Annotated in this window: 22 protein-coding genes, 2 tRNA genes and 1 pseudogene; 14 read left to right on the top strand and 11 right to left on the bottom strand. The window is 67.4% G+C overall.

The features are described 5' to 3' along the window. From ACM0PK_RS00855 to ACM0PK_RS00870, 4 genes are all read left to right on the top strand, one after another. Entirely contained in the window at positions 1-450 is a 450-nt protein-coding gene (locus ACM0PK_RS00855) for a cytochrome c-type biogenesis protein (RefSeq protein WP_065178270.1), read from the top strand. Continuing rightward, positions 444-1433, top strand: a complete 990-nt coding sequence (locus ACM0PK_RS00860) for a tetratricopeptide repeat protein (protein WP_414608023.1) — start codon at positions 444-446, stop codon at positions 1431-1433. Before ACM0PK_RS00855 ends, ACM0PK_RS00860 begins: the two co-directional genes overlap by 7 nt. A 180-nt stretch (positions 1434-1613) precedes the next feature. Further along, on the top strand, positions 1614-2726 hold the full coding sequence (metX, locus tag ACM0PK_RS00865) for a homoserine O-acetyltransferase MetX (RefSeq protein ID WP_111200737.1): 1113 nt from the start codon (positions 1614-1616) through the stop codon (positions 2724-2726). Then, positions 2727-3071: a DUF1294 domain-containing protein gene (locus ACM0PK_RS00870; RefSeq protein ID WP_069139778.1), complete on the top strand. Its 345-nt coding sequence runs from the start codon at positions 2727-2729 to the stop codon at positions 3069-3071. Positions 3072-3156: 85 nt separating this feature from the next. Here ACM0PK_RS00870 and ACM0PK_RS00875 read toward each other — a convergent pair. From ACM0PK_RS00875 to cydD, 3 genes and pseudogenes are all read right to left on the bottom strand, one after another. Then, a pseudogene (locus tag ACM0PK_RS00875) lies at positions 3157-3585 on the bottom strand (ATP-binding cassette domain-containing protein); the annotation flags it as partial. A 37-nt stretch (positions 3586-3622) separates the two neighbouring features. After that, complete coding sequence (cydC, locus tag ACM0PK_RS00880; protein ID WP_414608091.1) at positions 3623-5296, bottom strand: thiol reductant ABC exporter subunit CydC; 1674 nt, start codon at positions 5294-5296, stop codon at positions 3623-3625. Next, positions 5293-7038: a thiol reductant ABC exporter subunit CydD gene (cydD, locus tag ACM0PK_RS00885; RefSeq protein WP_111176229.1), complete on the bottom strand. Its 1746-nt coding sequence runs from the start codon at positions 7036-7038 to the stop codon at positions 5293-5295. The genes cydC and cydD overlap by 4 nt, the downstream gene beginning before the upstream one ends. A 228-nt stretch (positions 7039-7266) precedes the next feature. Between cydD and ACM0PK_RS00890 the strand changes: the two genes are divergently transcribed. From ACM0PK_RS00890 to pgaD, 10 genes are all read left to right on the top strand, one after another. Continuing rightward, positions 7267-8856 carry a cytochrome ubiquinol oxidase subunit I gene (locus ACM0PK_RS00890; protein ID WP_414608092.1) on the top strand — a complete coding sequence of 530 codons (1590 nt, stop codon included), beginning with the start codon at positions 7267-7269 and terminating at the stop codon, positions 8854-8856. A 15-nt stretch (positions 8857-8871) separates the two neighbouring features. Beyond that, positions 8872-10023 carry a cytochrome d ubiquinol oxidase subunit II gene (cydB, locus tag ACM0PK_RS00895; protein ID WP_053501030.1) on the top strand — a complete coding sequence of 384 codons (1152 nt, stop codon included), beginning with the start codon at positions 8872-8874 and terminating at the stop codon, positions 10021-10023. A 53-nt stretch (positions 10024-10076) separates the two neighbouring features. Then, positions 10077-10193, top strand: a complete 117-nt coding sequence (gene cydX, locus ACM0PK_RS00900; RefSeq protein WP_005410354.1) for a cytochrome bd-I oxidase subunit CydX — start codon at positions 10077-10079, stop codon at positions 10191-10193. Between the two features lie 55 nt (positions 10194-10248). Then, positions 10249-10325, top strand: a tRNA-Pro gene (locus ACM0PK_RS00905). A gap of 140 nt (positions 10326-10465) precedes the next feature. Continuing rightward, positions 10466-10542 (top strand) — tRNA-Pro (locus ACM0PK_RS00910). Between the two features lie 224 nt (positions 10543-10766). Beyond that, positions 10767-11972, top strand: coding sequence for a CynX/NimT family MFS transporter (locus tag ACM0PK_RS00915; RefSeq protein WP_065178262.1), 1206 nt, complete (start codon positions 10767-10769; stop codon positions 11970-11972). Between the two features lie 342 nt (positions 11973-12314). After that, positions 12315-14342: a poly-beta-1,6 N-acetyl-D-glucosamine export porin PgaA gene (pgaA, locus tag ACM0PK_RS00920; protein ID WP_414607931.1), complete on the top strand. Its 2028-nt coding sequence runs from the start codon at positions 12315-12317 to the stop codon at positions 14340-14342. A gap of 1 nt (position 14343) precedes the next feature. Beyond that, complete coding sequence (gene pgaB, locus ACM0PK_RS00925; protein WP_111200734.1) at positions 14344-16230, top strand: poly-beta-1,6-N-acetyl-D-glucosamine N-deacetylase PgaB; 1887 nt, start codon at positions 14344-14346, stop codon at positions 16228-16230. Between the two features lies 1 nt (position 16231). Then, positions 16232-17488, top strand: a complete 1257-nt coding sequence (gene pgaC, locus ACM0PK_RS00930; RefSeq protein WP_414607932.1) for a poly-beta-1,6-N-acetyl-D-glucosamine synthase — start codon at positions 16232-16234, stop codon at positions 17486-17488. Then, positions 17485-17955, top strand: a complete 471-nt coding sequence (pgaD, locus tag ACM0PK_RS00935; RefSeq protein WP_414607933.1) for a poly-beta-1,6-N-acetyl-D-glucosamine biosynthesis protein PgaD — start codon at positions 17485-17487, stop codon at positions 17953-17955. Before pgaC ends, pgaD begins: the two co-directional genes overlap by 4 nt. 79 nt (positions 17956-18034) lie before the next feature. On the opposite strand, the gene ACM0PK_RS00940 is transcribed toward pgaD, so the two are convergent. From ACM0PK_RS00940 to ACM0PK_RS00975, 8 genes are all read right to left on the bottom strand, one after another. After that, positions 18035-19306: a glutamate-5-semialdehyde dehydrogenase gene (locus ACM0PK_RS00940; RefSeq protein ID WP_111200731.1), complete on the bottom strand. Its 1272-nt coding sequence runs from the start codon at positions 19304-19306 to the stop codon at positions 18035-18037. Continuing rightward, positions 19303-20460: a glutamate 5-kinase gene (proB, locus tag ACM0PK_RS00945; protein ID WP_088497652.1), complete on the bottom strand. Its 1158-nt coding sequence runs from the start codon at positions 20458-20460 to the stop codon at positions 19303-19305. The genes ACM0PK_RS00940 and proB overlap by 4 nt, the downstream gene beginning before the upstream one ends. Before the next feature lie 11 nt (positions 20461-20471). Then, complete coding sequence (locus ACM0PK_RS00950) at positions 20472-20735, bottom strand: YciI family protein (protein ID WP_111200729.1); 264 nt, start codon at positions 20733-20735, stop codon at positions 20472-20474. Next, positions 20735-22030 (bottom strand): argininosuccinate lyase, encoded by a 1296-nt coding sequence (gene argH, locus ACM0PK_RS00955; RefSeq protein ID WP_111200728.1) that lies wholly within the window; start codon positions 22028-22030, stop codon positions 20735-20737. Before argH ends, ACM0PK_RS00950 begins: the two co-directional genes overlap by 1 nt. A gap of 20 nt (positions 22031-22050) precedes the next feature. Further along, a complete protein-coding gene (gene argC / locus ACM0PK_RS00960; RefSeq protein ID WP_111200727.1) occupies positions 22051-23004 on the bottom strand; it encodes an N-acetyl-gamma-glutamyl-phosphate reductase in 954 nt (317 codons plus the stop codon). Continuing rightward, positions 23001-23603 carry a GNAT family N-acetyltransferase gene (locus ACM0PK_RS00965; protein WP_012480827.1) on the bottom strand — a complete coding sequence of 201 codons (603 nt, stop codon included), beginning with the start codon at positions 23601-23603 and terminating at the stop codon, positions 23001-23003. Before ACM0PK_RS00965 ends, argC begins: the two co-directional genes overlap by 4 nt. 3 nt (positions 23604-23606) lie before the next feature. Next, on the bottom strand, positions 23607-24935 hold the full coding sequence (locus ACM0PK_RS00970; protein ID WP_111200726.1) for an acetylglutamate kinase: 1329 nt from the start codon (positions 24933-24935) through the stop codon (positions 23607-23609). Positions 24936-25011: 76 nt separating this feature from the next. Next, on the bottom strand, positions 25012-26100 hold the full coding sequence (locus ACM0PK_RS00975) for an acetylornithine deacetylase (RefSeq protein ID WP_134972048.1): 1089 nt from the start codon (positions 26098-26100) through the stop codon (positions 25012-25014). Between the last annotated feature and the right edge of the window lie 133 nt (positions 26101-26233).

Raw genomic sequence — 26233 nt, forward strand, 5'->3', positions numbered from 1 at the left:
ATGCGCTGGCTGCTGGCGCTGCTGCTCCTGATGGTGCCGCTGGCCGCGCTGGCCCAGCAGCCGCTGCACGATCCGCAGCCGCTGCAGTTCCGCGATGATGCCGAGGAACGCCGCTTCCATGACCTGGCCGCGCAGCTGCGCTGCGTGCAGTGCCAGAACCAGTCGCTGGCCGATTCCAATGCGCAGATCGCGCAGGACCTGCGCCGCGAGGTGCTGCAGCTGATGCAGCAGGGCCACGACGACGCACAGATCAAGCAGTTCCTGGTCGCCCGCTACGGTGAGTTCGTGCTCTATCAACCACCGTTGCAGCCGGGCACCTGGCTGCTGTGGGGTGGCCCCCTGCTGGTGCTCGGCGCCGGTGCACTGGTGGTGCTGGGCATCGTCCGCCGACGTGGACGCACCGTCGGCGCGGCACCGGCCGGCAAGGCCGATGAAGGAGACGAATGGTGAACCATTGGCTGCCGGTGCTGGCCGGCCTGGTTGCTGCGCTGATGGCAGCACTGGTGCTGTGGCCGTTGCGCCACCAAGGTCGTCGCGGTTTCGTGGTCGGCGTGTTCGCACTGGGCGTGGCCGGTGCCTGCCTGTACCTGCTGGTCGGTGATCCGCGTGCAGCACAGGTGCAGCCGACGCCGTCGGTAGCCACCCTGCGCGATGGCGTGCAGGCCCTGCAGGATGCACTGAAGCGCGACCCTCAGCGTGCCGATGGCTGGGCATTGCTCGGGCGTTCGCAGGCCGAACTGGGCAATGCCTCAGCTGCGGCAGACGCCTTCGCGAAGGCCGCCGAATTGGCACCGGATGATCCGGGCGTGCTGGTGGAAGCCGCGCAGGCGCGCGCGCAGGCTGATGCCGGCAAGCAGTTCGATGACACTGCGATGGCCTGGTTGCAGCAGGCACGTACTCGGGCCCCCGACGCCGAGCGCGCCAGCTGGCTGCTGGGCATCGCCCTGCGGCAGCGTGGAAAGAACGCCGAGGCTGCGGACGTGTGGAGCGGCCTGCTGCCGCGACTGGAACCGGGCGCCGCGCGGGCGCTGCAGGCGCAGATCGCGATTGCCCGCGAGGCCGCTGGCCAGGCGCCCGATGCTGGCGCTGCGGCGCCAGCGGCGCTGCTGCAGGTGCGCGTGCAGCTGCCGGCACTGAAGAACGCCGACTGGCCAGCCAGCACCCAGGTGTTCGTACTGGCGCGCGCCGTGGATGGACCGCCGATGCCGGTGGCCGCTCGCAAGCTGCCGCTGAGCGGATTCCCGGACACGGTCGGGCTGGGCGACGGTGACAGTCCGATGCCAACCGCACCGCTGTCAGCCCATCGCGAAGTGGAAGTGCTGGCACGCATCTCACGCACCGGCAGCGCCAATCGCAGCGAGGGCGACCTGCAAAGCGACGTGGTGCGGGTGACGCTGCCGCATGACGGCGTGGTTGAGCTGCGGTTTCCCTGACTTGTAGAGCCGAGCCCACGCTCGGCTGCGATTGGGTTGCCGGCGCCCGCCAGCCGAGCATCGGCTCGGCTCTACAGCAGATCCACGCCATGCGTGGATACGGCGGTCCGGTCCGCGTCCACCCGCTGCTGGAATCCAGCGTGTCGCCAGCTCCACATGCCGCCCCGCTAGAATGCGTGCATGACCGAATTCATCCCGCCCGGCACCCGCTTCCACGCCCTGCCTTCGCCGTTCCCGTTCAAGCGCGGTGGCGCCCTGCATGGTGCACGGGTGGCCTACGAGACCTGGGGCACACTGGCGGCCGATGCCAGCAATGCGATCCTGATCGTGACCGGCCTGTCCCCAGACGCGCATGCAGCGGCCAACGAGGCCAACCCGGCACCGGGCTGGTGGGAAGCGATGGTTGGCCCCGGCAAGCCGATCGATACCAACCGCTGGTTCGTGGTATGCGTGAATTCGCTGGGCAGCTGCAAGGGCTCGACCGGCCCCGCTTCGCTCAACCCGGCCAACGGTGAGCCCTACCGCCTTGATTTCCCCGAACTGTCAATCGAAGACGGTGCCCGTGCTGCGGTCGAGGTCGTGCATGCGCTGGGCATCACCCAGCTGGCCTGCGTGATTGGCAATTCGATGGGCGGCATGACCGCGCTGGCCGTACTGATGCTGCACCCGGGCATCGCACGCAGTCACATCAACATCTCCGGCAGCGCGCAGGCACTGCCGTTCTCGATTGCGATCCGCTCGCTGCAGCGCGAGGCGATCCGCCTTGACCCGCGCTGGAATGGCGGCCACTACGACGATGCCGAGTACCCCGAGTCCGGCATGCGCATGGCCCGCAAGCTGGGCGTGATCACCTACCGTTCGGCACTGGAATGGGATGGCCGCTTTGGCCGCGTGCGGCTGGATTCGGACCAGACCGACGACGATCCGTTCGGCCTCGAATTCCAGGTGGAAAGTTACCTGGAAGGCCACGCACGGCGCTTCGTGCGTTTCTTCGATCCCAACTGCTACCTGTACCTGAGCCGCTCGATGGACTGGTTCGACCTGGCCGAGTATGCCGACGGCGACGTGCTGGCCGGGCTCGCGAAGATCCGCGTGGAGAAGGCGCTGGCGATCGGCGCCAACACCGATATCCTGTTCCCCGTGCAGCAGCAGCAACAGGTTGCCGATGGCCTGCGAGCCGGCGGTGCCGATGCGCACTTCATCGGCCTGGAATCGCCGCAGGGCCACGACGCCTTCCTCGTCGATTTCGAGCGTTTCGGCCCGGCCGTGCGCGGCTTCCTCGACGCGCTGTAAGTGGCGTGGCGGCGTAATCTCGCGCTGGCTGCCTTCGGCGCGTTGGCTGCATTGATGATCAGCAGTGTGCTGCCGCTGTGGCTGGGCGGCTGGTGCGTGCTGGCCAGCGCGGTGTCGTTCGGCCTCTATGGCCATGACAAGCGCGCGGCGCAGCGAAAGCAGTGGCGGATTCCCGAGCGCACCCTGCAGCTGCTGGCCTTTGCCGGTGGTTGGCCCGGCGCGCTGCTGGGCCAGGCGATGTTCCGCCACAAGCACCGCAAGGCCGCGTTCCAATGGGTGTTCTGGCTGTGCGTGCTGGCCAACGTGGCCTCGATCGCGGTACTGCTGCGCGAATTTTCGCGATAACCCTCGCCATCGGTAGTGCCGGCCGCTGGCCGGCAACCTCAGACGCTTCAATTGCCGGCCAGCGGCCGGCACTACCGGACCATCGTCACGATTCGCGGATCAACACCCCATCACGCAACCGGTACTGCGCATCGACCACGCCTTCGGGCAGGTCGTCGTGGGTGATCATCAACAGGCTGCGCCCGTCCAGCAACCCGGAGAGATCCTGCAGCAGCGCACGTGCGGTATCCACGTCCAACCCTTCGGTTGGTTCGTCCAGCAGCAGGATCGGCGCGTTGCGCAGCAGCGCCCGCGCCAGCGCCAGCCGTCGCGCCTGGCCGGCCGACATCGTCGCGCCGTTCTCGCCCACCCAGGCCTGCAGGCCACCGTTGCGCTCGGCCCAGTCGCCCAGGCGCACGCGACGGAGGACCGCCCACAAGGCGGCGTCGCTGGCATCGGGATCGCCCAGCCGCAGGTTTTCTGCCACGCTGCCGGCAAACACCGGTGCGTTCTGTGGCAGCCACGCCAGACGCTTCAATTGCCGGCCAGCGGCCGGCACTACCGGACCATCGTCACGATTCGCGGATCAACACCCCATCACGCAACCGGTACTGCGCATCGACCACGCCTTCGGGCAGGTCGTCGTGGGTGATCATCAACAGGCTGCGCCCGTCCAGCAACCCGGAGAGATCCTGCAGCAGCGCACGTGCGGTATCCACGTCCAACCCTTCGGTTGGTTCGTCCAGCAGCAGGATCGGCGCGTTGCGCAGCAGCGCCCGCGCCAGCGCCAGCCGTCGCGCCTGGCCGGCCGACATCGTCGCGCCGTTCTCGCCCACCCAGGCCTGCAGGCCACCGTTGCGCTCGGCCCAGTCGCCCAGGCGCACGCGACGGAGGACCGCCCACAAGGCGGCGTCGCTGGCATCGGGATCGCCCAGCCGCAGGTTTTCTGCCACGCTGCCGGCAAACACCGGTGCGTTCTGTGGCAGCCACGCCAGTTGCTGGTGCCACTCAGCCTGGGCGACGTCGCGCAGATCGCGGCCACCATAGGTGATTCGCCCCTGCTGCGGATCCCACAGCCGCAGCAGCAGGCTGGACAGCGTGGTCTTGCCACTGCCGCTGTCGCCGCGGATGGCGATGCGTTCGCCTGGCGCCAGGGTCAGCTGGAGGCCGGACAGCACCGGCCGCGCCGCGCCCGGCCACTGGAAATGCACATCGTCCCAATGCACGCGCGCGGCTTGCGGCACCGGCTGTGGCACTTGCGGATCGTCCACCGTCGGCGGTTGCTCGACGATCGCCTGCAGGCGATCTGCGGCAATGCGCCCGGACTGCAGCGACTGCCAGGCCAGGCCCATGCCGGCCCACAGTTCGATCAACGCCACGGTCAGGAACACGAGGCCCGCCGCCATCTCCGGCGCGATGCGCTGCTGTTCGGCGGCGTGCAGGGCCAACGCCAGCATCGCCACCAGGCCCAGCCCGGCCACCAGGCCGTGCAGGGTCGAGGCCGCGATCAGGCGCCAGCGACGGCGGCGGTCACGCGAGGCCAACTGCTTGGCTGCCACGCGCACCTTCAGCTGCCACGCGGCATCGGCATGCAGCGCGGCCAGATCTCCCGCCCCCTCCAACCCCTCAAAGGCCGCGGTGCGCAATGCGGCGCGATGTGCGGCGCGGTCGGCTTCTTCATCATCGTGGCCACGCACGCCCAGCCACGGCACACCGAAGGCGATCAGCAGCGCCAGCACCGCCAGCAGGACTGCCGCCGACGGCAGGATCAGCGCCGCCGATGCAACCGCCACCACCGACAGCGCACCCAGCGCCACCAGCGGCCCGATCGCCCGTACCAGCAGGCCATCCACTTCGCCGATGTCGCCCAGCAGTCGCGCCAGCAACTCGCCGGTACGCGTAGCCCCCAGCCGTGCCGGCGCCAGTGGCAGCGCGCGGCGGAAGAACCAGACGCGCAGATCGCGGGCGATGCGCAGGGTGGCATCGTGGCCCACCAGCTTTTCGAAGTAGCGCGACACGATGCGCGCCATGGTCAAGCCACGGATACCCGCAGACGGCGAGAAGAAATTGAATCCCTGCCCCAGGCCTGCGGCACCGGCCAGCGCGGCCGCGGTGAGGAAACCACCGGACAGGCCCAGCAATGCAGTGCCGGCCAGCATCGTGGTCCACAACAACAGGATCGTCAGCAACAAGCGCGGACGATGACGCAGGAACACCGCGCGCAGCGAATCAGGCGAAGGGCTCATGCGCGCACCGCCTGTGCCGGTTCCACCAGGCGGCCTTCCGGCAGCAGCAGGCAACGATCGGCCCAGGCGATCACCGCCGGGCTGTGGGTGGCGACCACCACGCTGCGGCCACGTGCATATGCGGCCAGGCTGCGCAGCAATGCCGCTTCGGTATCGGCATCCAGGAACGCGGTGGGTTCGTCCAGCAGCAGCACCTGCGGATCACGCAGCAGGAGGCGGGCCAGGCCGATGCGACGCGCCTCACCACCGGACAGGCCGAAGCCACGTTCGCCGATCACCGTATCCAGCCCCTGCGGCAGGCGCTGCGCAAACTGCAGTACCTGCGAAGCCTCGGCCACCGCGCGCAGGCGCGCATCGCTGGCGCCGGGATCGGCCAGGCGCAGGTTGTCGGCGATGCTGCCGTGGAACAGGTACGGACGCTGGCTGGCATAGGCCACCTGCACGCCGGGACGCACCTGCAGCTTGCCGGCACGCGGCGGCAGCCAACCGGCCAGCGCCTCCAGCAACGTACTCTTGCCGGACCCGCTGGGACCGACCAGGGCCAGGCGCTGGCCCGGTTCCAGCAGCACGTCCAGATCCTGCAGCACATCGTGCGGCGCGCCCAGCGGACGCAGCACCAGACCCTGTGCCCGCAGCGGCGGCAGCGCGGCCTCGGCCGGCTCCACCGCCAGCGGCGCAGCTTCGTTCTCGATCAGGAGCTGCTCATCGGGCAGCGACTGCAGCAGGCGCTCCACCTCGGCAGCGGCAGCCAGCGCATTGGCACGGTCGTGGTAGTGCGCGGCCAGCCGTCGCAGCGGCGCATAGAATTCCGGCGCCAGCAGCAGGCAGAACAGGCCCGCCCCCAGCGTCGGTACCGTTGCATGCAGCGACATCATGCCCAGATAGCTCAGCCCGAGGTACAGGGCGACCATCGCCACGCTGACCGAGGCGAAGAACTCCAGCACCGTGGACGACAGGAAAGCGATGCGCAGAACCTTCAGGGTGCGCACGCGCACGCCTTCGGCAGCCGCCTCGATCCCCTCCAGCTCAGCCTCACCGCGGCCATACAGGCGCAGCAGGCCCAGGCCCTTGATGCGGTCGGCGAAATGGCCGCTCATCCGCGCCAGCTCACCCAGCTGCGCGCGGCCGGCCGCTTCGGCCCCCCAGCCCACCAGCATCATGAAGAACGGTACCAACGGTGCAGTGAACAGCAGGATCAGCGCCACCACCCAGTCGACCCAGGCTACGGCGGCCAGGATCAGCAGCGGCACCACCACTACTTCGGTGCGTACCGGCAGGAAACCGCTGTAATAGCTCTCGATCGCATCAGCGTGATGCAGCATCAGTTCGCCCAGTTCGCCGGTGCGGCGCTGGCGCAGCCACAGCGGCCCATGGCCAAGCAGGCGTCCGAACACGCGTTCACGCAGGGCCAACCGCGCGGCATCGGCCACATCACCGGCGGCGGCCTGGGTGGCGCTGCCCAGCAGCGTGCGCGCCACCAGGATCGCCGCCAGACCGCCCAGCACCGGCAACCCCGAGGCCAGCGGCGCGCGCTCCACCAGCACCTGCTGCACCAGCCAGGCGATGGCGGCCGCCTGGCCGATCAACAGGGCACCGGACAGGCTGATGCACAGTGCCGCCAGCTGCTGGCGGCCTCGAGCAGGCCGCGCCAGATCGGCCAGCCACGCGCTGCGGGCGCGCCGCTGGCGGGTCGTTTCGGCGTCCTGGGACAGGGCGACGGAGGAGGTTTCGGCAGCGCTCAAGGGGTCTTCACGGGCAACGGGGGAGACACGGCATTGTAGGCGCAGGCAATGGCCGGCCTCTGCGGCCAGCAGTCGCAGTCTTCATCAGGTTGGCATACGATCAACCGGGGCACCTGTTCATACATTGATCTGGATCAAGGCTGTTTGAAGTAGTCGGTCACATCATTCACGTCGTAGACCACCCTTCCCGCCACCTGCAACGGCACTATCCAACGAGGTAGCCAGGCCATGATTGATCAGACAGTCGTAGAACTGTCGCGGCTGCAATTCGCGCTGACCGCGATGTACCACTTCCTATTCGTACCGCTCACCCTCGGCCTGTCCTTCATGGTGGCCATCATGGAGAGCGTGTACGTGATGACCGGCAAGGAGATCTGGCGCAGGATGACCCTGTTCTGGGGCGTCCTGTTCGGCATCAACTTCGCCATGGGCGTCGCCACCGGCATCGTCATGGAATTCCAGTTCGGCATGAACTGGTCCTACTACAGCCACTACGTCGGTGACATCTTCGGTGCGCCGCTGGCCATCGAAGGCCTGATGGCCTTCTTCCTGGAAGCCACCTTCGTCGGCCTGTTCTTCTTCGGCTGGAACCGCCTGACCAAGGTCAAGCACCTGATGGTGACCTGGCTGATGGCGCTGGGTACCAACCTGTCGGCGATCTGGATCCTGGTCGCCAACGGCTGGATGCAGAACCCGACCGGTGCGGTGTTCAACCCGGAAACCATGCGCATGGAAGTGGTCGACTTCATGGCGGTGGTGTTCAACCCGGTGGCGCAGGCCAAGTTCGTGCACACCGTCAGCGCCGGTTATGTGACCGGTGCGGTGTTCGTGATGGCGATCAGCGCCCTGTTCCTGCTGCGCAACAAGCACAAGGACCTGGCCCGTCGTTCGTTCGCGGTGGCCGCAGCGTTCGGCCTGCTGTCCTCGCTGTCGGTGGTGGTGCTGGGTGACGAGAGCGGTTACGCCGCCAGTGAACACCAGAAGATGAAGCTGGCCGCGATCGAAGCGATGTGGGAGACCGAGCGTGCGCCGGCCGACTTCACCGCCTTCGGCATCCCGAACCAGGACACCCACCAGAACGACTACGCGGTGAAGATCCCGTACCTGATGGGCCTGATCGCCACCCGTTCGTTGAACCAGCCGATTCCGGGCATCCTGGAACTGGTCGAGCGCGCCGAACACCGCGTGCGCGGTGGCCAGCTCGCCTACGGCGCGCTGGAACGCCTGCGTGCGAACAAGAACGACGTGGAAGCGCGCGAGATGTTCGACCGCCACTGGCAGGACCTGGGACACGGCCTGCTGCTCAAGCGCTATCGCGATGACATCCTCAACGCCACCCCGCAGGAAATCTCGCAGGCGGCGATGGACACGGTGCCGCGCGTGATGCCGCTGTTCTGGACCTTCCGCGTGATGGCCGGCCTGGGCTTCTACCTGATCGCCTTCTTCGCGCTGGCCTTCTACTACTCGTGCCGCAACAACTTCCAGGACAAGCGCTGGTTCCTCAAGCTGGCCCTGTGGACGCTGCCGGCACCGTGGATCGCGATCGAGTGCGGCTGGTTCGTGGCCGAGTATGGTCGCCAGCCGTGGGCGGTCGATGGCGTGCTGCCGACCTTCTATGCAGCGTCGGGCCTGGCCCTGCATGAAATCGTGCTGACCCTGGCCGGCTTCACCGCGATCTACACCGCGCTGATCGTGGTCGAGATCAAGCTGATGCTCAAGGCGATCCGCAAGGGGCCGGACGAACTGCTGCCGTCGCTGCAGTCGCCCAAGCCGCATGCTTCCCACAATGCCGCGGCGCCGGCCGCCGGCCAGGCCTGAGGCAGGAGAACCAAGATGGATTTCATTCTTCTGGACTACACCACGCTGCGCGTGATCTGGTGGCTGCTGCTCGGCATCCTGCTGATCGGCTTCGCCGTGATGGATGGTTTCGACCTGGGCGTGGGCACCCTGCTGCCCTTCGTCGCCCGCACTGATGCCGAGCGCCGCCGGGTGATCAACACCATCGGCCCGGTCTGGGAAGGCAACCAGGTGTGGCTGATCCTGGGTGGCGGCGCGATCTTCGCCGCCTGGCCGCCGCTGTATGCGGTCAGCTTCTCCGGGTTCTACCTGGCGATGTTCGTGATCCTGTTCGCCCTGATCCTGCGTCCGGTCGGCTTCAAGTTCCGCAGCAAGATGCCCAGCGAACGCTGGCGCAACACCTGGGACTGGGCGCTGTTCATCGGTGGCTTCATTCCTGCACTGATCATGGGCGTGGCCGTGGGCAACGTGCTGTTGGGCGTTCCGTTCCATTTCGATGACAGCATGCGCATCTTCTACACCGGCTCGTTCTTCGGCCTGCTGATGCCCTTCGCGCTGCTGGCCGGCCTGCTCAGCGTCTCGATGCTGGTCGCCCACGGTGCGGCCATGCTGGTGATCAAGACCGACGGCCCGGTGGCCGAGCGTGCGGCCCGCTTCGGCAGCATCGCGGCAATCATCGCCTTCGTGCTGTTCGCAGTGGGTGGCGCCTGGGTGGCCTTCGGCCTGCCGGGTTACCAGATCACCTCGCAGGTGGTTACCGATGGCGCCACCAATCCGCTGCTGAAGACCGCCGAACTCGGCGCCGCCGGTGGCTGGATGCGCAACTACAGCGCGATGCCGGCCACGATCCTGGCCCCGCTGCTCGGCCTGGCGGGTCTGCTGGCCAGTGCGGTGCTGCTGCGTGCCCGTCGTGGTGGCCTGGCCTTCATCGCCTCCGGTGCGGCCATCGCCGGCATCATCCTGACCGTCGGCTTCGCCATCTTCCCGTTCCTGCTGCCGTCCTCGAGCCAGCCCACCTCCAGCCTGACCGTGTGGGATGCCTCGTCCAGCCACCTGACCCTGTGGATCATGCTGCTGGCCACGGCGGTGTTCCTGCCGATCATCCTCGCCTACACCACCTGGGTGTACCGCGTGCTGAAGGGCAAGACCACCACCGAAGAGATGGGCAACAACCCGAACGCCTACTGATTGCCGGTGTGCCGGCCGACGGTCGGCACACTCTTGAACAAAGGAGATTGACCATGTGGTACTTCGCCTGGATTCTCGGTGCCGGCCTCGCCTCGACGGTGGCCATCCTCAACGGCATGTGGTTCGAAGCCCGCGAGCAGAACCGCATCGAGAAAGAAAATCGTCGCTGAGCTGTAAAAAAACCTTGCCGCCCTGGCCTTCACACGGTATCTTAGGCGGCTCCTTCGGGGTGTAGCTCAGTCTGGTAGAGCGCTACGTTCGGGACGTAGAGGTCGCAGGTTCGAATCCTGTCTCCCCGACCACTCACGTGGTCGCATTGAAGCCTGGTGAAGTCATCCAGGCTTTTTTGTTCCCTGAGGTGGCACTGCTTCGGCAGTGTGAAGAAAACAGCATTCACCCCTTGCCGCCATCGGGGTGAATCGCTAGAATAGGCGGCTCCCTTCGGGGTGTAGCTCAGTCTGGTAGAGCGCTACGTTCGGGACGTAGAGGTCGCAGGTTCGAATCCTGTCTCCCCGACCACTTCGGTGGTCACCAAGAAGCCTGGAAGACATCACTGTCCTCCGGGTTTTTTTGTACCCGGCGCCAGGCCGCCCGCATGACGGGACCTTGCCGGAGCGCACACGTACAATGGCCGCGCTGCCGGCCCACCTGCAGCCACCACTCCCCCACCTGCCGCTTCGGCGTAGACCGATGCCGGCGCTGCATGCCATTGCCGCGGCGTGCGACACCTGCAAGGACCACCGATGAGTTCCTCCACTTCCGATTCGCCGTCGCTGCTGCACGGGCGCGTGCTGGCTTTCGCCGCCATCCTGCTGGCAGCGATCAACCTGCGCACCGCAGTAACGTCGATCACGCCCCTGCTGGACGTGCTCGGCCAGCAGTTCGGCTTCGGTACCACCATGACCGGCGTACTGGGCATGCTGCCGACCGCCTCGTTCGCGCTGTTCGGCGTGGCCACGCCGGCACTGGCGCGGCGCCTGGGCCTGGAACGCACTACGCTGCTGGCAATGCTGATGGCGATGGCCGGCCTGCTGCTGCGCTCCAGCGCCGGCAACGTCGGCACGCTGCTGCTGGGCTCGGTAATCGCGCTGGCCGGCATGGGCATCGGCAACGTGGTGGTGCCGCCGCTGGTGAAGCGTTACTTCGCCAACAAGGTCGGCACCATGAGCACGCTCTACATCAGCGTGCTGCAGCTGGGCACGATGCTGCCGGCGCTACTGGCAGTACCGGTGGCCAACGCTGCAGGCTGGCGCGTGTCGCTGGGCATGTGGGCGCTGCTTGCACTGGCCGCCGCGCTGCCGTGGCTGGTGCTGGCCAGGCGCGCACCGAAGCCGCTGGCCGACGCCGCCGATCCCACCGCGCAGCCGCACGGAAAGGTCTGGCGCACGTCGCTGGGCTGGAGCATGACGCTGATGTTCGGCATGACCTCACTGATGACCTATTCGATGTTCACCTGGCTGCCGCGCATCGTGGTCGAGGCCGGTGGCACGCCTGCATTCGGTGGCGTGATGGTAGCGGTGTTCTCGGCACTGGGCCTGCTGCCGTCACTGGTCATTCCGTCGATGGCGGTACGCATGCAGAACCCGTTCCCGCTGGTGCTGATCGGCTTCTTCTCGTTCGTGATCGCCTTCACCGGGCTGCTGCTGGCGCCGATGAAGGCTCCCCTGCTGTGGGCCTGCCTGCTCGGCGTCGGCCCGTCCACCTTCCCGCTGGCGCTGACCCTGATCAACCTGCGCACCCGCACCCCGGCCGGCTCGGCCGCGCTGTCGGGCTTCATGCAGGGCGTGGGCTACAGCTTCAGCTGCCTGGGCCCGTTCCTGGTCGGCTGGCTGCATACCGTCAGCAATGGCTGGACGCTCCCGTTCAGCTTCCTGTTCGGCTGCGCCACCCTGATGCTGTGCGCCTCGTGGGTCGCCTGCAAGCCCCGCAAGCTGGAAGATCTCTGGTAGCCCGGCCGGGGCCGCCAGACGGCCCCGCCTACCGCTCGTCAGACACCGGGCAATCTTGACGCCGAACTGACAATTCCGGGCGGATAGTGCCCACGAATGCCCTTCCTTGCCGCGTGCCGGCATCGGGCATGGGGGCGGCAGCGCCGCCCAGGCCACCACTCGGTGTGCGGGGGACTCTCGTTTCAGACAAGACATTGCAGGTCGCTGTCCGGGTTGTATCCGTCTTCAATGGGCGGGAACGCACGAAGGGAGTGACGCGGGCCACGGCCACGCCAAATACTGGCATGTGATTTGCGTCACATTTTCACAGGTTGTCTGGTTCGGAAGCCAAGGGGGTCCCCAATGGTCGTCCACCGCCGGCTGGCGCTCTGCGTCGGCCTCGCATGCACCGCTCTGGCCTGGGCCAGCGGCGCGGCTCCGACCGACCGCGACGCGGCCCTTGCCGAGATCGGCCGCTACCGCGACCAGGCCCGCTGGCTGGATGCGCTCGGCGCAATCGAGCGCGCCAGCCAGCAGCAGCCCAACGACGATCTGCTGTTCAAGCTGCGCGTGCTGACCCTGGGCGACATCGGCAATGCCTGGCGCGCCTGGGAGCTGTACCAGCAGCGGCCGCAGCTGTTCGACAACGCCCAGAAGCAGCGCCTGGAAGGCGACTACCTGGCCAAACTCGTGGTCTGGAGCCTGGCCTACAGCAGCAGCGAGGACAGCCGCCTGGAAGAAGCCGAGTCGACCCTGGCGCGCATGCAGCGCTACGTTGGCGGCGAAGGCACCCCACCCTCGCAGGCGCCACTGCGCATCCGCATGGACCGGCTGATCCTGCTCAACCGGCTGGGCCGCCATGTACAGGTGCGTGAGGAAGCACGAGCCCTGCAGGCCGAAGGCCACACCCTGCCCGACTACGTGCTGCCTGCCGTGGGCGATTCGTTGATGGGCACCCTGCACCCGGAAGAAGCCATTCCGGTACTGCAGGCGGCCGTCGCTGGCGATCCGGCGCGCGACGCCTCGCATTCGGAACTGGCCTACGCCTACCTGGAAAGCGAGCAGCAGGAAAAGGCGATCGACCTGCTGCAGGCATGGCGCGACAAGGAGCCGGCGTGGCGCTGGAGCAATGGCAAATCACCGTACGCGAACTGGTCACGCTACGAGGCCGATCTCAACCTGGCAATGGTGCGCGCTTACAGCGGCGACCTGGTCACTGCGCAGCACGATCTGGAGTCGATGGTGGACATCGCACCCGGCAACGGAGGCCTGCAGAGTGCGCTGGGCAGCGTCTACATGATGCGCGGCTGGCCACGCAGGGCACTGCAGCGACAGCAGATGGCACACGCGCTGGACCCGCGTGACATCGAACCGCGGCTGGGCATGGAAGAGGCCTACGTCGCCCTGCAGCGCGACGACCTGGCGCGGCCGCTGCACGATGACCTGGTCGCACGCTATCCCATCCAACCGGCCGTCGAACGCATGGACCAGGCCTGGCGTGCGCATCGCGGCTGGCAGCTGAAGGCATGGACCGACATCGGCCGCAGCTCCGGTGGCGGTGGCACCTCCCCACTGGGCAACAACGATCGCCACTACGGTGTGGAAGTGGAGACACCGATCCTTGATGACCGCTGGCGTTTGTTCGCCCTGGCCGACCGGCGCTCGACCGATTTCCAGGACCAGCGCATCGATCCCCTGTGGCTGGGTGCGGGCGTGCGCTACCGCTTCGGGCAGCTGGATGCGGAAGCGGCCGTCCTGCGCGCCAACGACCACATCGGCGATACCGGCCTGCGGGCCGGCGTCGGCTGGCAGTTCAACGATTACTGGCACGCCGGCCTGGTGGCCGCGCGCAATGATCCAGACGCCTCGATGCAGGCGCGCGCGGCCGGCATCACCGCCGACAGCGTGAGCGCACAGGTGGACTACCGGCGCAGCGAGCTCACCCATTGGATGCTCGGTGCCAGCCGCTTCCGCTACAACGACGGCAACCATCGCGAACTGTTCAGCACCCGCCTTGAACAGCGCCTGTTGACCCGCCCGCGCTGGCTGCTCGATGGCCTGGCCAGTGCCTATACCAGCCGCGGCAGCCGCGACGACGCGCCCTACTTCAATCCGAAGCGTGACCGCATGGTCGAGATCGGCCTGCGCATCGACCAGCAGCTGTGGCGTCACTACGAGCGCCACTTCCGGCACCGGCTGACCGTCTCGCTGGGTGACTACTGGCAGGACGGTTTCGGCAGTGCGCTGGTGCCGACGGTGTCGTACATGCACGAGTGGCAGCTGGGCCCGGGCCGCGTGCTCGAATACGGCGTGCGCTGGTCGCGGCCGGTCTACGACGGCCACCGCGAGCGTCATATCGGCTTCGAAGCCGCACTGCGCTGGGGAGACTGACATGGCCTGCTTCCTGCGACTGATCGTGCTCCTGCTGCTGGCCGCCATGCCGCCGGCGTTCGCGCAGCAGGCCGCGCATCTCGATGCGATCGACAATGGCCTGCTGATCCTCAGCTACCACGACATCCGCGACCAGGTCGCGGCCAAGGGCGATGCCGATACCTATGCGGTGAGCACGCAGAACTTCGCCGCACACCTGGACTGGCTCGGCGCGCATGGCTACCACCCGGTCTCGCTGTCGCAGGTGATCGATGCCTCGCAGGGGCGGGCCACGCTGCCGCCCAAGCCTGTGCTGCTGACCTTCGATGACGGCCTGCGCAGCGTCTACGACAAGGCCTTCCCATTGCTGCAGGCCTACCGCTACCCGGCACTGGTGGCGGTAATCACCGACTACGTGGACATGGCTCCGGGACGCACCATCGACTACGGGTACCGGCCGTTCGGCCGCGATGACTTCGTCACCTGGGCGCAGCTGAAGCAGATGCACGACAGCGGCCTGATCGAAGTGGCCAGCCACACCGACAACCTGCACCACGGCGTGCTCGCCAATCCACAGGGCAATTCCACGCCCGCCGTGGTCACCCGCATCTACAGCCCGGCCACGCACAGCTACGAGACTGAAGCGCAGTATGGGCAGCGCCTGCGCACCGACCTCGCGCGCAGCGTGCAGCGCATCGAGCAGCACCTGGGCGTGCGCCCGCGCGCCATCGTCTGGCCGTACGCGGCCTACAACCAGTTGAGCAACGACATCGCCGAACAGCTCGGCATGCCGGTGTCCTTCGATCTGGAGGGCCGCAGCACGCCGGTGGCCAGCGACCTGCATGGCCTGGCGCGTTTCCTGGTCAGCGACAACCCGACCGTGGAAGGCCTGGCCTACGAGCTGCGCCGCGATGTCGCGCTCGATGGCATCCGTGCCCTGCAGATCGACCTGGATGATGTCTACGACGCTGACCCGGCGCAGCAGGCACGCAACCTCGATGCGCTGGTCGAACGGGTCAAGCGCATCGCGCCGACGCACGTCTACCTGCAGGCGTTCGCCGATCCGGACGGCAACAACACGGCCGATGCGCTGTACTTCCCCAACCGTCACATGCCGATGCGGGCGGACCTGTTCAGCCGCGTCGCCTGGCAACTGAAATCCCGCGCCGGCGTGAAGGTCTACGCATGGCTGCCGGTGCTTGGCTTCGAGCTGCCCGACCCGGCGCAGCGCAAGGCGCTGGCGATCCGCAACGGCGATGCCGACGGCATGTACCGGCTCGACTTCACCAACCCGAAGGCCCGCCAGATCATGCTCGACATCTACGAGGATCTGGCGGTCAATTCCTACTTTGAAGGCCTGCTGTTCCATGACGACGGCTACCTGCGCGACACCGAGCTGCCGGCACTGGCAGCCGGCGGCGATGGCAGTGCGCGCACGCAGGCGCTGATCAGCTTCACCCTGGCGCTGCGCGACAGCGCGCAACGCTGGCGCCCGAAACTGGCCACCGTGCGCAACCTGTACGCTGAGCCGGTACTCCGCCCGCAGAGCGAGGCCTGGTTCGCGCAGCGCCTGGACCTGTTCAACAAGGCCTATGACCAGACCGCGCTGATGGCGATGCCGTGGATGGAAGGCAGCAAGCACCCCGAGCGCTGGCTGGACCAGCTGCTGGCCGCAGTACGCGCACACGACCCGCAGCTGCAGCACACCCTGTTCGAGCTGCAGACCGTCGATTGGCGCAACGGGCAACCGATTCCCGCCGAGCGCCTGCGCGCACAGATCCGCCAGTTGCAGGCACAGGGCGTGCACCACTTCGCCTGGTACCCGGACGATTTCATCGCCGACCAGCCCTCCACCCGCGATGCCCGCGCGGCGATGTCCGCCGGCACCTTCCCGTACCCGGAGAAGTGACATGGACATGCATCCGCTGCTGCAGGTCCTGTTCCAGTTCGCTTTCTACTACCCGATGGTGATGGCGTTCTTCTGGATGTCCGGCGGCCTCTACTACTACTACCGGCGCGAACGCCACTCGCGGCCGCGCAACGACCCTCCATTGATGGTCGATCCCCCCTTCGCGAGCCTGCTGGTGCCCTGCCACAACGAGGCAGAGAACCTGGATGACACACTCACTGCGGCGCTGGCCCAGCGTTACCCCGCCGACTACGAAGTGATCGCCATCGATGATGGCAGCAGCGATGACACCGGCGCGCGGCTGGATGCGCTGGCGGCAAGGCACCCGCGGCTGCGCGTATTGCACCTGGACCGTAACCTGGGCAAGGCCAATGCGCTGCGCATGGGCGCACTGGCCGCTCGCTCGGAGTACCTGGTGTGCATCGACGGCGATGCAATGCTGGAGGAACATGCGCTGCACTGGATGGTCTGGCACTTGGTCAGCGGCAACCGGGGCGGTGCGGTCACCGGCAACCCGCGCATCCGCAACCGCTCCACCCTGCTCGGGCGCCTGCAGGTGGCCGAGTTTTCCTCGATCATCGGCATGATCAAGCGCGCGCAGCGCGTATACGGGCGCATCTTCACCATCTCCGGGGTGATCGCCGGCTTCCGCCGTACCGCCCTGCACCAGGTGGGCTGGTGGTCGGATGACATGGTGACCGAGGACATCGACATCAGCTGGCGCCTGCAGCGCGCGCACTGGGACATCCGCTACGAACCCAATGCGCTGTGCTTCATCCTGATGCCGGAGACCCTCAAGGGCCTGTGGCGGCAGCGCCTGCGCTGGGCCCAGGGCGGCGTGGAGGTGATGCTGCGCCACGCGCGCTCGCTGCTGCACTGGAAAGAGCGACGCATGTGGGGCGTGCTGCTGGAATACGTGCTGAGCGTGATCTGGGCCTACACCATGTTGTTCATCGTGCTGCTGTGGGCACTGGGCAAGTTCATCGAGCTGCCGCCGCAGCTGCATATCGCCAGCCTGCTGCCGCAGTGGCATGGCGTGATCCTGGCGCTGGTCTGCCTGCTGCAGTTCGCCAGCAGCCTGATCATCGACCGGCGTTACGAAACACAGATTGGACGCAACTATTTCTGGGTCATCTGGTACCCGATGGCGTACTGGCTGATCAGCCTTTCCACCACCCTGGTGGCGCTGCCGAAGACACTGCTGCGCCGTCGCAGCAAGCGCGCCACCTGGACCAGCCCTGACCGGGGGATCCGATGAACGCGCAACGCCCCTCCAACCGCTTCGACTCACGGATGATCCGCAAGCCACACCGCCAGCCGCGCTTCCAGCGCACCGCCTGGGGATTCGTCACCCTGGCGTTCTGGGGCTTCTACTTCTACCTGTGGGCGCCCCTGGTGACCCTGTTCTCGTGGTTGGTTGGCGGCCAGCTGGCCTGGCAGCAGTTGTACGAACGGCAAAGCCAGTTCGATCCCTACGTGCTGGTGGCATTGCCGCTGATGCTGTTGTGCGCCAGCGTGCTGCTGATCGGTTGGGCCGAGTACAACCGTGCCCGCTTCCGTGGCCACGAGCGCCGCCTGCCGCGGCCACTGGCCAGCCTCAACGAAGTAGCCGCCGATCTGGGTGCCAGCACCGGGCTGTCCGAGCGCCTGATGAGCTGCAAGGCCGCCACGCTGCACATGGATGATCACGCACGCCCAGTCGGCATCCGCCGCGAGGTGGTGTAGCCCGACAGCCCGGTGGATGCCGGCCTTGGTCGGCACCGGGGTCTGCCGCGAAGAACATCCACGCATGGCGTGGATCCACTTATGCGCGCGTCTGCCCTTCGCCACGCACCACGAAACGTTCGACAGTGAGCGCTTCCAGACCCATCGGGCCATAGGCATGCAGGCGCGTGGTGGAAATGCCGATTTCGCTGCCCAGGCCCAGCTGGCCACCATCGGAGAAGCGCGATGAGGCGTTGACCATCACCACCGCCGAGCGCAGCGCAGTGACGAAGCGCTCGGCATGGCCGGCGTCTGCGGTCGCGATCACTTCGGTGTGGTCGGAGGTATAGCGGCGGATGTGCGCGATGGCCGCATCGAGGTCGTCCACCACGCGCACGGCCAGCACCAGGTCGAGGAACTCGGCGGCGTAGTCCTCCTCGGTCGCCGCCGTGCTGCCCGGCAGCAGCGGCTGCGACTGCGCATCGGCGCGCAGCTGTACGCCACGCTGGCCGAGCGCCTGCGCCACGCGCGGCAGGAAGGAATCGGCTACGTCACGGTGTACCAGCAGTGTCTCCAGCGAATTGCAGGCGGCTGGCCGGCTGCACTTGCCATCCACCAGCAGGTCGATGGCCTTGCCCAGGTCGGCGCTGGCATCCACGAACAGATGACAGACACCCTTGTAGTGCTTGATCACCGGCACCCGCGCATGCTCGGCAACGAAACGGATCAGGCCTTCGCCACCGCGCGGAATCGCCAGGTCGATCAGCTCATGCAGCTGCAGCAGTTCCAGCATCGCCTCGCGGCGCAGGTCAGTCAGCACGGTCACGGCGGCCGGCGGTACCCCGTTGGCCTTCAACGCACCGGCGAGTGCCTGCGCGATCGCGGTGTTGGAGTGAATTGCCTCGGAACCACCGCGCAGGATCACGCCGTTACCCGCCTTCAGGCACAGCGCCGCGGCTTCGGCGGTCACGTTCGGGCGCGCCTCGTAGATCATCGCGATCACGCCCAGCGGCACGCGCACCTTCTGCACGCGGATGCCGTTCGGGCGCACGTCATCGCGGGTGACCTCGCCGACAGGATCTGGCAATCCAGCCACTTCGCGCACGGCTTCGGCCATCGCGAACAGGCGCGGCGGGTCCAGTGCCAGACGATCGAGCATGGCGCTGCCCACGCCCTTCTCGCGCGCGGCGGCGAGGTCACGTGCATTGCCGGCCAGGATCAACCCTGCATTCACTTCCAGCGCCTGCGCCATCGCCAGCAGCAGCGTGCGTCGTGCCGCACTGTCCAGGCCGGCAACGATCTGCGCCGCATCACGGCAGGCACGCGCCTGCGCTTCGATCTCGCTCATCGGTGTGTCCTTCAATCCGGTCATGGCAGCACCAGGTCGTCGCGATGGACGACGCTGCCGCCGTAGTTGTAGCCGAGCACGGCCTGGATGTCGCGCGAATGGTGGCCGGCAATCCGGCGTACGTCGTCGGCAGCATACTGGCTGACGCCACGGGCCACGCAGACACGGCCCTGCGGCGCGTTCCAGCACACCTGTACCATATCGCCGCGGCGGAACACGCCCTCTGCACCGGTGATGCCACCGGGCAGCAGCGAGGCCCCCTTCTCGCGCATCGCCTGTGCCGCACCGGCATCGATGACGATCACGCCCTCGGCCAGCGGTGCATGCCGCAGCCAGTGCTTGCGGGCGGCCTCGCGGCTGCGTGCGGCATGGATGCGGGTGCCGAACAGGCGGTCCTGCGCCAGCGCGCGCACCACGTCACCGCTGCGGCCATTGAACAGATAGGTTTCGATGCCCAGGCGCCCGGCCTTCGCCGCCGCCTCCAGCTTGGTACGCATGCCGCCGGTACCGGCGCGCGAGCCGGCGCCGCCCGCCATCGCCAGCACCTCGTCACCCAGCTCCGGCACGTCGTGCAACGGCCGCGCATCGGCCACGGTGCGCGGGTCGGCGCTGTACAGGCCATCGATATCGGTGGCGATGAACAGCGCATCGGCGTCGACCAGCGCCGCCACGGTGGCAGCCAGGTTGTCGTTGTCGCCGAGCTTGAGCTCATCCACCGACACGGTGTCGTTCTCGTTGACCACCGGCAATGCGCCCAGGCGCAACAGTTCACTCAACGTGGCGCGTGCATTGAGGTAGCGGCGGCGGTTGCGCAGGTCGTCGTGGGTCAGCAGCACCTGCGCCACCGGGCGCTCGAAGAAGCGCTGCCAGAGCCCGATCAGCTGGGCCTGGCCGAGCGCGGCCAGGGCCTGCCTCGCCGCCATCGCCGCGCCAGGCTCATCGGCCCGAGGCAGGATTGCGCGCCCGGCAGCGACCGCGCCGGAAGACACGATCACCACCTCGCGCCCGGCCAGGACATTGGCTGAGACGAACTGCGCCAGGCCCAGCGCGTGGCGTGGCGACAGGCCGCCGCCATCGGCTGCCAGCAGACTGCTGCCAACCTTGAGCACCGCACGCCGCCACGGCGGCAGCGCTTGTTCGGGGAACGGCGAGGCGACATGGGCAGCGTGCTGGATCATCGGTCAGGCTCTCAGCGGGTGTTCCATTCGTGCACGGTCAGGTCGGAGGCCTGCATCGTCACCAGCGGATCGGTGGCGACGATGGCCTGCGCCTGCGCCAGGCTGTCCACGTTGCACAGCACGTAGGCGCCACCGCTGCCATCGGCGAAGCCACCGGTCAGCTGCAGCTTGCCCTGCGCCTGCAACGCATCGAGGAAATCGCGATGCGGCTGCACCGCTGCATCGTTGAAGTCCGACCGGCGCATCGCCAGCACCAGATACACCGTGGCCGCCATCAGGACAACGCCTGCCAGCGCGCGCGAAGTTCGTCCAGGCGCAGGTCAGCGGCCGAGCCCGGCGATACACGCGCAGCCAGGCTGCCTTCCGGCGTGCGTCCCTGCCCTGCGCTGTCGGCACCGGCCGCAGCCGCCTTGTAGGCCTCGCGGAACGGCACACCGGCCACGGCCGCTTCCACCGCCACGTCGGTGGCATACATGCCCGAATCGATCGCCGCACGCAGCCTGTCGTCGCGCCATTCCAGGTTGGCCAGCAGCGCCGGCAGCAGCTCCAGCGCGGCCAGGCCACGGCCGAAGCCGTGGAAGATGGCACCCTTGGACGACTGCAGGTCGCGATGGTAGCCGGACGGCAGCGACAGCAGCTGCTCGATCTCGGTGCGTGCAGCGGCGACGCTGGCGTGGGTGGCGCGCATCAGCTCGATCACATCCGGATTGCGCTTGTTGGGCATGATCGAACTGCCGGTGGTGTACTGCGCCGGCAGCGCGACGAAGCCGAACTCGGCGCTGGTGAACAGTGACAGGTCCCACGCAATGCGGCGCAGGTCCAGAGTGGCGCCACCGAGCGCTTCCAGTGCAGCCAGCTCGAACTTGCCACGCGACAGCTGCGCGTAGATCGGCGAGACCTGCATGCGCGCGAAGCCCAGCGCGGCGGTGGTGTGCTCGCGGTCCAGCGGCAGGTTCACACCGTAGCCGGCGGCCGTGCCGAGCGGATTGGCGTCGACCAGCGCATGGGTGTCGCGGGCACGAATGGCATTGTCGATGAAGGCCTCGGCCCAGCCCGCCCACCACATGCCCGCCGAGGACACCACGGCACGCTGGATGTGGGTATAACCGGGAATCGGCAGGTCCTTCTCGGCCTGCGCGCGGTCCAGCGCGACCTTTGCCACTTCGGTGCTGAGCTGCGTCACGCGCTGCAGCTTCTCCTTCAGCCACAGGCGCGTGGCGACCAGGATCTGGTCGTTGCGGCTGCGGCCGGTGTGGATCTTGCGACCCGCATCACCAAGGCGTTCGGTCAGGCGCGCTTCGATCGCCGAGTGGCCATCCTCGTACTGCGTATCCAGCACGAAGCGGCCTTCGCGGAAGTCCTGCGCCAGGATCTCCAGTTCGCGCAGAAGTCCGGCAAGCTCATCGGCACTGAGGATGCCGATGTGCTGCAGGCCCTGCGCATGCGCGGCGCTGGCAGCGATGTCATGCAGGAAGAACTCGCGGTCGAGGATCACGTCGTCGCCGGCGAGGAAGGACTGGATCTGGACGTCGACAGCGACGCCGGGCTTCTGCCAAAGAAGGTCTGCCATGGGGGCTCCGGAAGGCGTGTTCAGTGCGGGATCGACGTCAGTTCGTCGATGCCCAGCGCGAGGTTGAGGTTCTGCATGGCCTGGGTGGCCGCGCCCTTCAGCAGGTTGTCCAGCGTCGCCACCACCACCACCCGCTTGCCGCCCGGCGCGAGCGTGAAGCCACCGACCTGGACACCGTGGCGGCCGGCGATGCGGCTGACCCACGGCGCTTCGTCCACCACTTCGATCAAGGGTTCACCGGCATAGGCCTGCTGGAAGCGCTCGACGATCTGCTCGCGGGTCTGCACGCGGTTCAGCCACAGGTTTGCGGTCAGCGTGATGCCCCGGAAGTGCGGCGCGACGTGCGGCATGAACTCGACCGCCACGCCCAGCTGTACGGACACCTCGCGCTCGTGCACGTGGTTGGTCAGCGCGTAGGGCATCAGATTGTCGGCCAGCAGTTCGACGTTGTTCTTGTCCGATGGCGTGGTACCGGCACCAGAGTAGCCGGACACACCGAAGCACTGCGGCGGACCCGCCAGCAGGTCCAGCAGCGGATGCACCGCCAGCTGCATCGCGGTGGCATAGCAGCCCGGGTTGCTGATGTGCTTCTGGCCGTTGTAGCGGCCGCGGGTCAGCTCCGGCAGGCCGTAGTACCAGCTGTTGTCGAAACGGTAGTCGGCCGACAGGTCGACGATGACGGTGTCCGGCTTCGCGGTTTCAAGCGCGGCCACGAACGGCGCGGCCAGGCCGTTGGGCAGGGCCAGGATCACCGCGTCCACGCCCTTGGCCGCCACCGCATCGGCGTCCAGGTTTTCGTACTGCAGCTCGCCCTGGAATTCCGGGTGGTGGTCGGACAGGCGCTGCCCGGCGCGCTCGCGCGAAGAGACGAAGGCCAGTTTCAGGCGCGGATGCGCGGCCACCAGCTTGATCAGCTCGGCGCCGGTATGGCCGCGGGCACCGACGATGCCCAGGGTAAAAGTCGAATCGTTCATGCGTGACTGTCCAGGCGGTACTGCAGGTGGCGCTTCACGCCCTGCCATTCCGCATCGATGATGGAGAAGATGACGGTGTCGCGCGGCGTGCCGTCGGCGTGCCGCTTGTGGTTGCGCAGCACGCCATCCTGCTTGGCGCCGAGGCGGGCGATGGCGGTGCGCGAGGTGACGTTGAACCAGCTGGTTTCCAGCACCACGCTGATGCAGCCCATGGACTCGAAGGCGTGCTGCAGCAGCAACAGCTTGGCCTCGGTGTTGGCGCCGGTGCGCTGCACGCGCGGCGTGTACCAGGTGTAGCCGAGGCTGAGCTTGGGCACGCTGGCATCCATGTCGTAGAAGCGCGTGCTGCCGATGATGTCACCGGCGGCGTCGCGGATCACGAACGGCAGAACCTTGCCTTCGGCGTGCGCCTGCAGCGCGGCCTGCACATAGTGCTCGACCTGCTGCGGTGACGGCACCTGGGTGTACCAGAGCTGGTCCAGGCCGCTGCCTTCGAGGGCCGCGCGCAGGCCGGGGACATGCTCAAGCTGCAGCGGCTGCAGCGCCACGTGCTGGCCGCGCAGGGTAGGCACCGTGTTCCACACGTCAGGAGGACTCATCGCTCACCCCAGCAGGCTCGGCGCGCGCTGGGCGCAGTGGTCGACATAGGTCTTGATGCGGTCGATGCCATCGGCACCGAACCAGAACACTTTCCAATGGTCCTGCTTGTAGCAGCCATCGGACTCGGCGTAGTAGAAGTGGTTGATCGGGTTGCCGTGGCGCGAGCGCCAGAACAGCTGCGGGGTCTCCTCCAGCATCACGTTCCAGACCGCGCGGCCCAGGCCTTCGCCCTGCGCATCGTCGAGCACGGCGAACTTGTCCAGGTACACGCCTTCGGCCTCGTCGGTGAGGATCACCGCGGTGCGGTAGTTCTCGCTGACATAGGCACGCAGCAGCCTGGTCTTTTCGAAGTAGTCCGGCACCAGGGTGCGGCCGAAGCTGGATTCGATCAGGCCCTTCAGCCGTGCCAGGTCGAGCTCGCTCCAGGCGGTGGCGCGCAGCACTTTCTCACCCTTGCGCACCAGCGTGCCCGAGCCCTTGTGGGTGAACAGTTCCTTGGCCAGGTCGGCCGGGCGAGTGATCGACACCGACGACTCCAGCGGCAGGCGGTCGAGCAGGTCCTTGATCTGTTCGATCTTCACCTTCATGCCGCCGTGGATCCACGGCTGCGCGATGAGGTGGTCGTACTCGGTGGACAGGTTGATCGAATCGATCACGTTGCCCGCCTCGTCCAGCAGGCCACCGGTGCCGGTCAGGAAGATGATCTTGTACGGCTGCAGCTCCTGCACCAGCTCGTTGGCGGCGAAGTCGGCGTTGACGTTGAGGATCTGGCCACCGGCGGTTTCACCCAGGCTGGTGATGACCGGGATCGAACCGGCACGCAGGCTGGCCTCGATCGGTGCCAGGTTGACCTTCTTCACCTCGCCGACGAGGCCGTAGGTGTCCACGTCCAGGTACTCGGCCTCGAACACGCCACCGGTAATCGAGGTGGCACGTGCGCCGTTCTGCTGCAGCGCCTCGACCAGGCGCAGGTTGGACTGCTGGAACACCCGGCGCACGATCGCCAGTGCTTCCGGCGAAGTCACGCGCAGGCCGTTCACGGTCTGCTTCTCGATGCCGGCCGCCGACAGCTCGGCATCCAGCTGCGGGCCGGCGCCGTGCAGCACGATCGGGGTCAGCCCGACTTCCTGCAGGAACGACAGCGAAGAGGTCAGCGCGTCGAGATCGTCGCGCAGCACCGCGCCGCCGACCTTGACCACGGCGAAGCGCTTGGCGTCCAGCTGCGAGAAACGCTTGAGGTACTGGCTGATCTCCTTCGCGCTGGCCATGCTGGAAAGCAGGCGCACGATGGTCTGGCGGGTCTGGCGGTGGGGCTGGAGGGCAGGAGACATTTCGGTTTCGTCACAGGCGGCGGTCGCCGCGTTGCAGTTCCGCCATGCCCGGGGCATGGCGGCGTTGTAGGGTCGATCAGGCGCCGGCGGCGATGATCCGGTGCACGGCGTGGGTATAGCGCTGCAATTGGTCCAGCGTCACGAACTCATCGGCGGTGTGTGCCTGGGCGATGTCACCCGGGCCGAATACCAGTGTGGTGTAGCCAGCGGCCGAGAACAGCGACGCCTCGGTCCAGAAATCCACGGCATTGCCGATCGGCAGCTCCAGCGCATCGGCCACGTCGCGCGCCAGCAGGCGGCGGTTCTCGGCCTCGGCGATGTCACCGGCGGGCAGGCTGGGACCACGGAACGTCTCGGTGAACACGGCGGCTTCCGGCTCGGCGAAACCGGCGAAGGTCGCCAGCAGGCCATCGATGTCCATCGACGGCAGCGGGCGGAACCCGAAGCGCACCTCAGCAGCCGGTGCGATCATGTTGGCCTTGATACCGCCTTCGACGCGACCGATGTTGAAGCGCAGGCCGGTCAGTCCACCGAAGCGCGCCGAGGCCAGCGATTCCACATGATCCAGCGCGCGATTGCCCCAGCGCATGGCCTGGTGCAATGCGCTGGCAGCCGCATCCTGCTTGCCCGACGCATGGCCGGCACGGCCGGCGAACTGCATCAGCACCGAACTGATGCCACGATGCGCCAGCACCGCTTCGCTCATGGTCGGTTCGGCCACGAGTACGGCTTCATACGGCAGGCCACGGGCCAGGAACGCGGCGATGCAGCGCGGGTCGTTGGCTTCTTCGTCGCTGGAGAACAGGAAGGCGGCATCGCCATCACTGGCGTTGGCCGCCGCCACCAGCGCAGCGGCGGCGCCCTTGATGTCACACACGCCCAGGCCGACCACGCGGTCGTCCAGGCGGCGCATCACATGCGGATCGGCACTCCAGTGCGGCGAGTCCGGTACGGTATCCAGGTGCACGTTGAACAGGTACTTCGGCGTCCCACGCACGGCGTACAGGCTGACCGCACCCGCGCCATGGTCGATCACCTCGACGTTGAAGCCGGGCAGGTTCGCGCGCAGGTAATCGAAGACGCCACCGGTGGTGATCGCACGCGGCGGGTTGCGGGTGTCGAAGGACACCAGGGCCTGCAGGTGATCGAGCGTCTGTTCAAGCATGTGTCTGAATATCCGTAGGGTTCGAAATCGGTAATGCCGGCCGCTGGCCGGCTCCGCAATGATCCGGCCGTGCCACGAGCCGGCCAGCGGCCGGCACTACCTTCCATCGACGCTGCGAGGGGGGGGGCCCCGG

The sequence above is a fragment of the Stenotrophomonas sp. FR010 genome (genome assembly GCF_047520755.2).
Classification (GTDB): Bacteria; Pseudomonadota; Gammaproteobacteria; order Xanthomonadales; family Xanthomonadaceae; genus Stenotrophomonas; species Stenotrophomonas sepilia.

Bases quoted from the DNA above. Each gene is read 5' to 3' on its own strand.
- ACM0PK_RS00855 (WP_065178270.1), top strand. From the start codon at position 1: ATGCGCTGGCTGCTGGCGCTGCTGCTCCTGATGGTGCCGCTGGCCGCG.
- ACM0PK_RS00860 (WP_414608023.1), top strand. From the start codon at position 444: ATGGTGAACCATTGGCTGCCGGTGCTGGCCGGCCTGGTTGCTGCGCTG.
- metX (WP_111200737.1), top strand. From the start codon at position 1,614: ATGACCGAATTCATCCCGCCCGGCACCCGCTTCCACGCCCTGCCTTCG.
- cydC (WP_414608091.1), bottom strand. From the start codon at position 5,296: ATGAGCCCTTCGCCTGATTCGCTGCGCGCGGTGTTCCTGCGTCATCGT.
- ACM0PK_RS00890 (WP_414608092.1), top strand. From the start codon at position 7,267: ATGATTGATCAGACAGTCGTAGAACTGTCGCGGCTGCAATTCGCGCTG.
- cydB (WP_053501030.1), top strand. From the start codon at position 8,872: ATGGATTTCATTCTTCTGGACTACACCACGCTGCGCGTGATCTGGTGG.
- cydX (WP_005410354.1), top strand. From the start codon at position 10,077: ATGTGGTACTTCGCCTGGATTCTCGGTGCCGGCCTCGCCTCGACGGTG.
- ACM0PK_RS00915 (WP_065178262.1), top strand. From the start codon at position 10,767: ATGAGTTCCTCCACTTCCGATTCGCCGTCGCTGCTGCACGGGCGCGTG.
- pgaA (WP_414607931.1), top strand. From the start codon at position 12,315: ATGGTCGTCCACCGCCGGCTGGCGCTCTGCGTCGGCCTCGCATGCACC.
- pgaB (WP_111200734.1), top strand. From the start codon at position 14,344: ATGGCCTGCTTCCTGCGACTGATCGTGCTCCTGCTGCTGGCCGCCATG.
- pgaC (WP_414607932.1), top strand. From the start codon at position 16,232: ATGGACATGCATCCGCTGCTGCAGGTCCTGTTCCAGTTCGCTTTCTAC.
- pgaD (WP_414607933.1), top strand. From the start codon at position 17,485: ATGAACGCGCAACGCCCCTCCAACCGCTTCGACTCACGGATGATCCGC.
- ACM0PK_RS00940 (WP_111200731.1), bottom strand. From the start codon at position 19,306: ATGACCGGATTGAAGGACACACCGATGAGCGAGATCGAAGCGCAGGCG.
- proB (WP_088497652.1), bottom strand. From the start codon at position 20,460: ATGATCCAGCACGCTGCCCATGTCGCCTCGCCGTTCCCCGAACAAGCG.
- ACM0PK_RS00950 (WP_111200729.1), bottom strand. From the start codon at position 20,735: ATGGCGGCCACGGTGTATCTGGTGCTGGCGATGCGCCGGTCGGACTTC.
- argH (WP_111200728.1), bottom strand. From the start codon at position 22,030: ATGGCAGACCTTCTTTGGCAGAAGCCCGGCGTCGCTGTCGACGTCCAG.
- argC (WP_111200727.1), bottom strand. From the start codon at position 23,004: ATGAACGATTCGACTTTTACCCTGGGCATCGTCGGTGCCCGCGGCCAT.
- ACM0PK_RS00965 (WP_012480827.1), bottom strand. From the start codon at position 23,603: ATGAGTCCTCCTGACGTGTGGAACACGGTGCCTACCCTGCGCGGCCAG.
- ACM0PK_RS00970 (WP_111200726.1), bottom strand. From the start codon at position 24,935: ATGTCTCCTGCCCTCCAGCCCCACCGCCAGACCCGCCAGACCATCGTG.
- ACM0PK_RS00975 (WP_134972048.1), bottom strand. From the start codon at position 26,100: ATGCTTGAACAGACGCTCGATCACCTGCAGGCCCTGGTGTCCTTCGAC.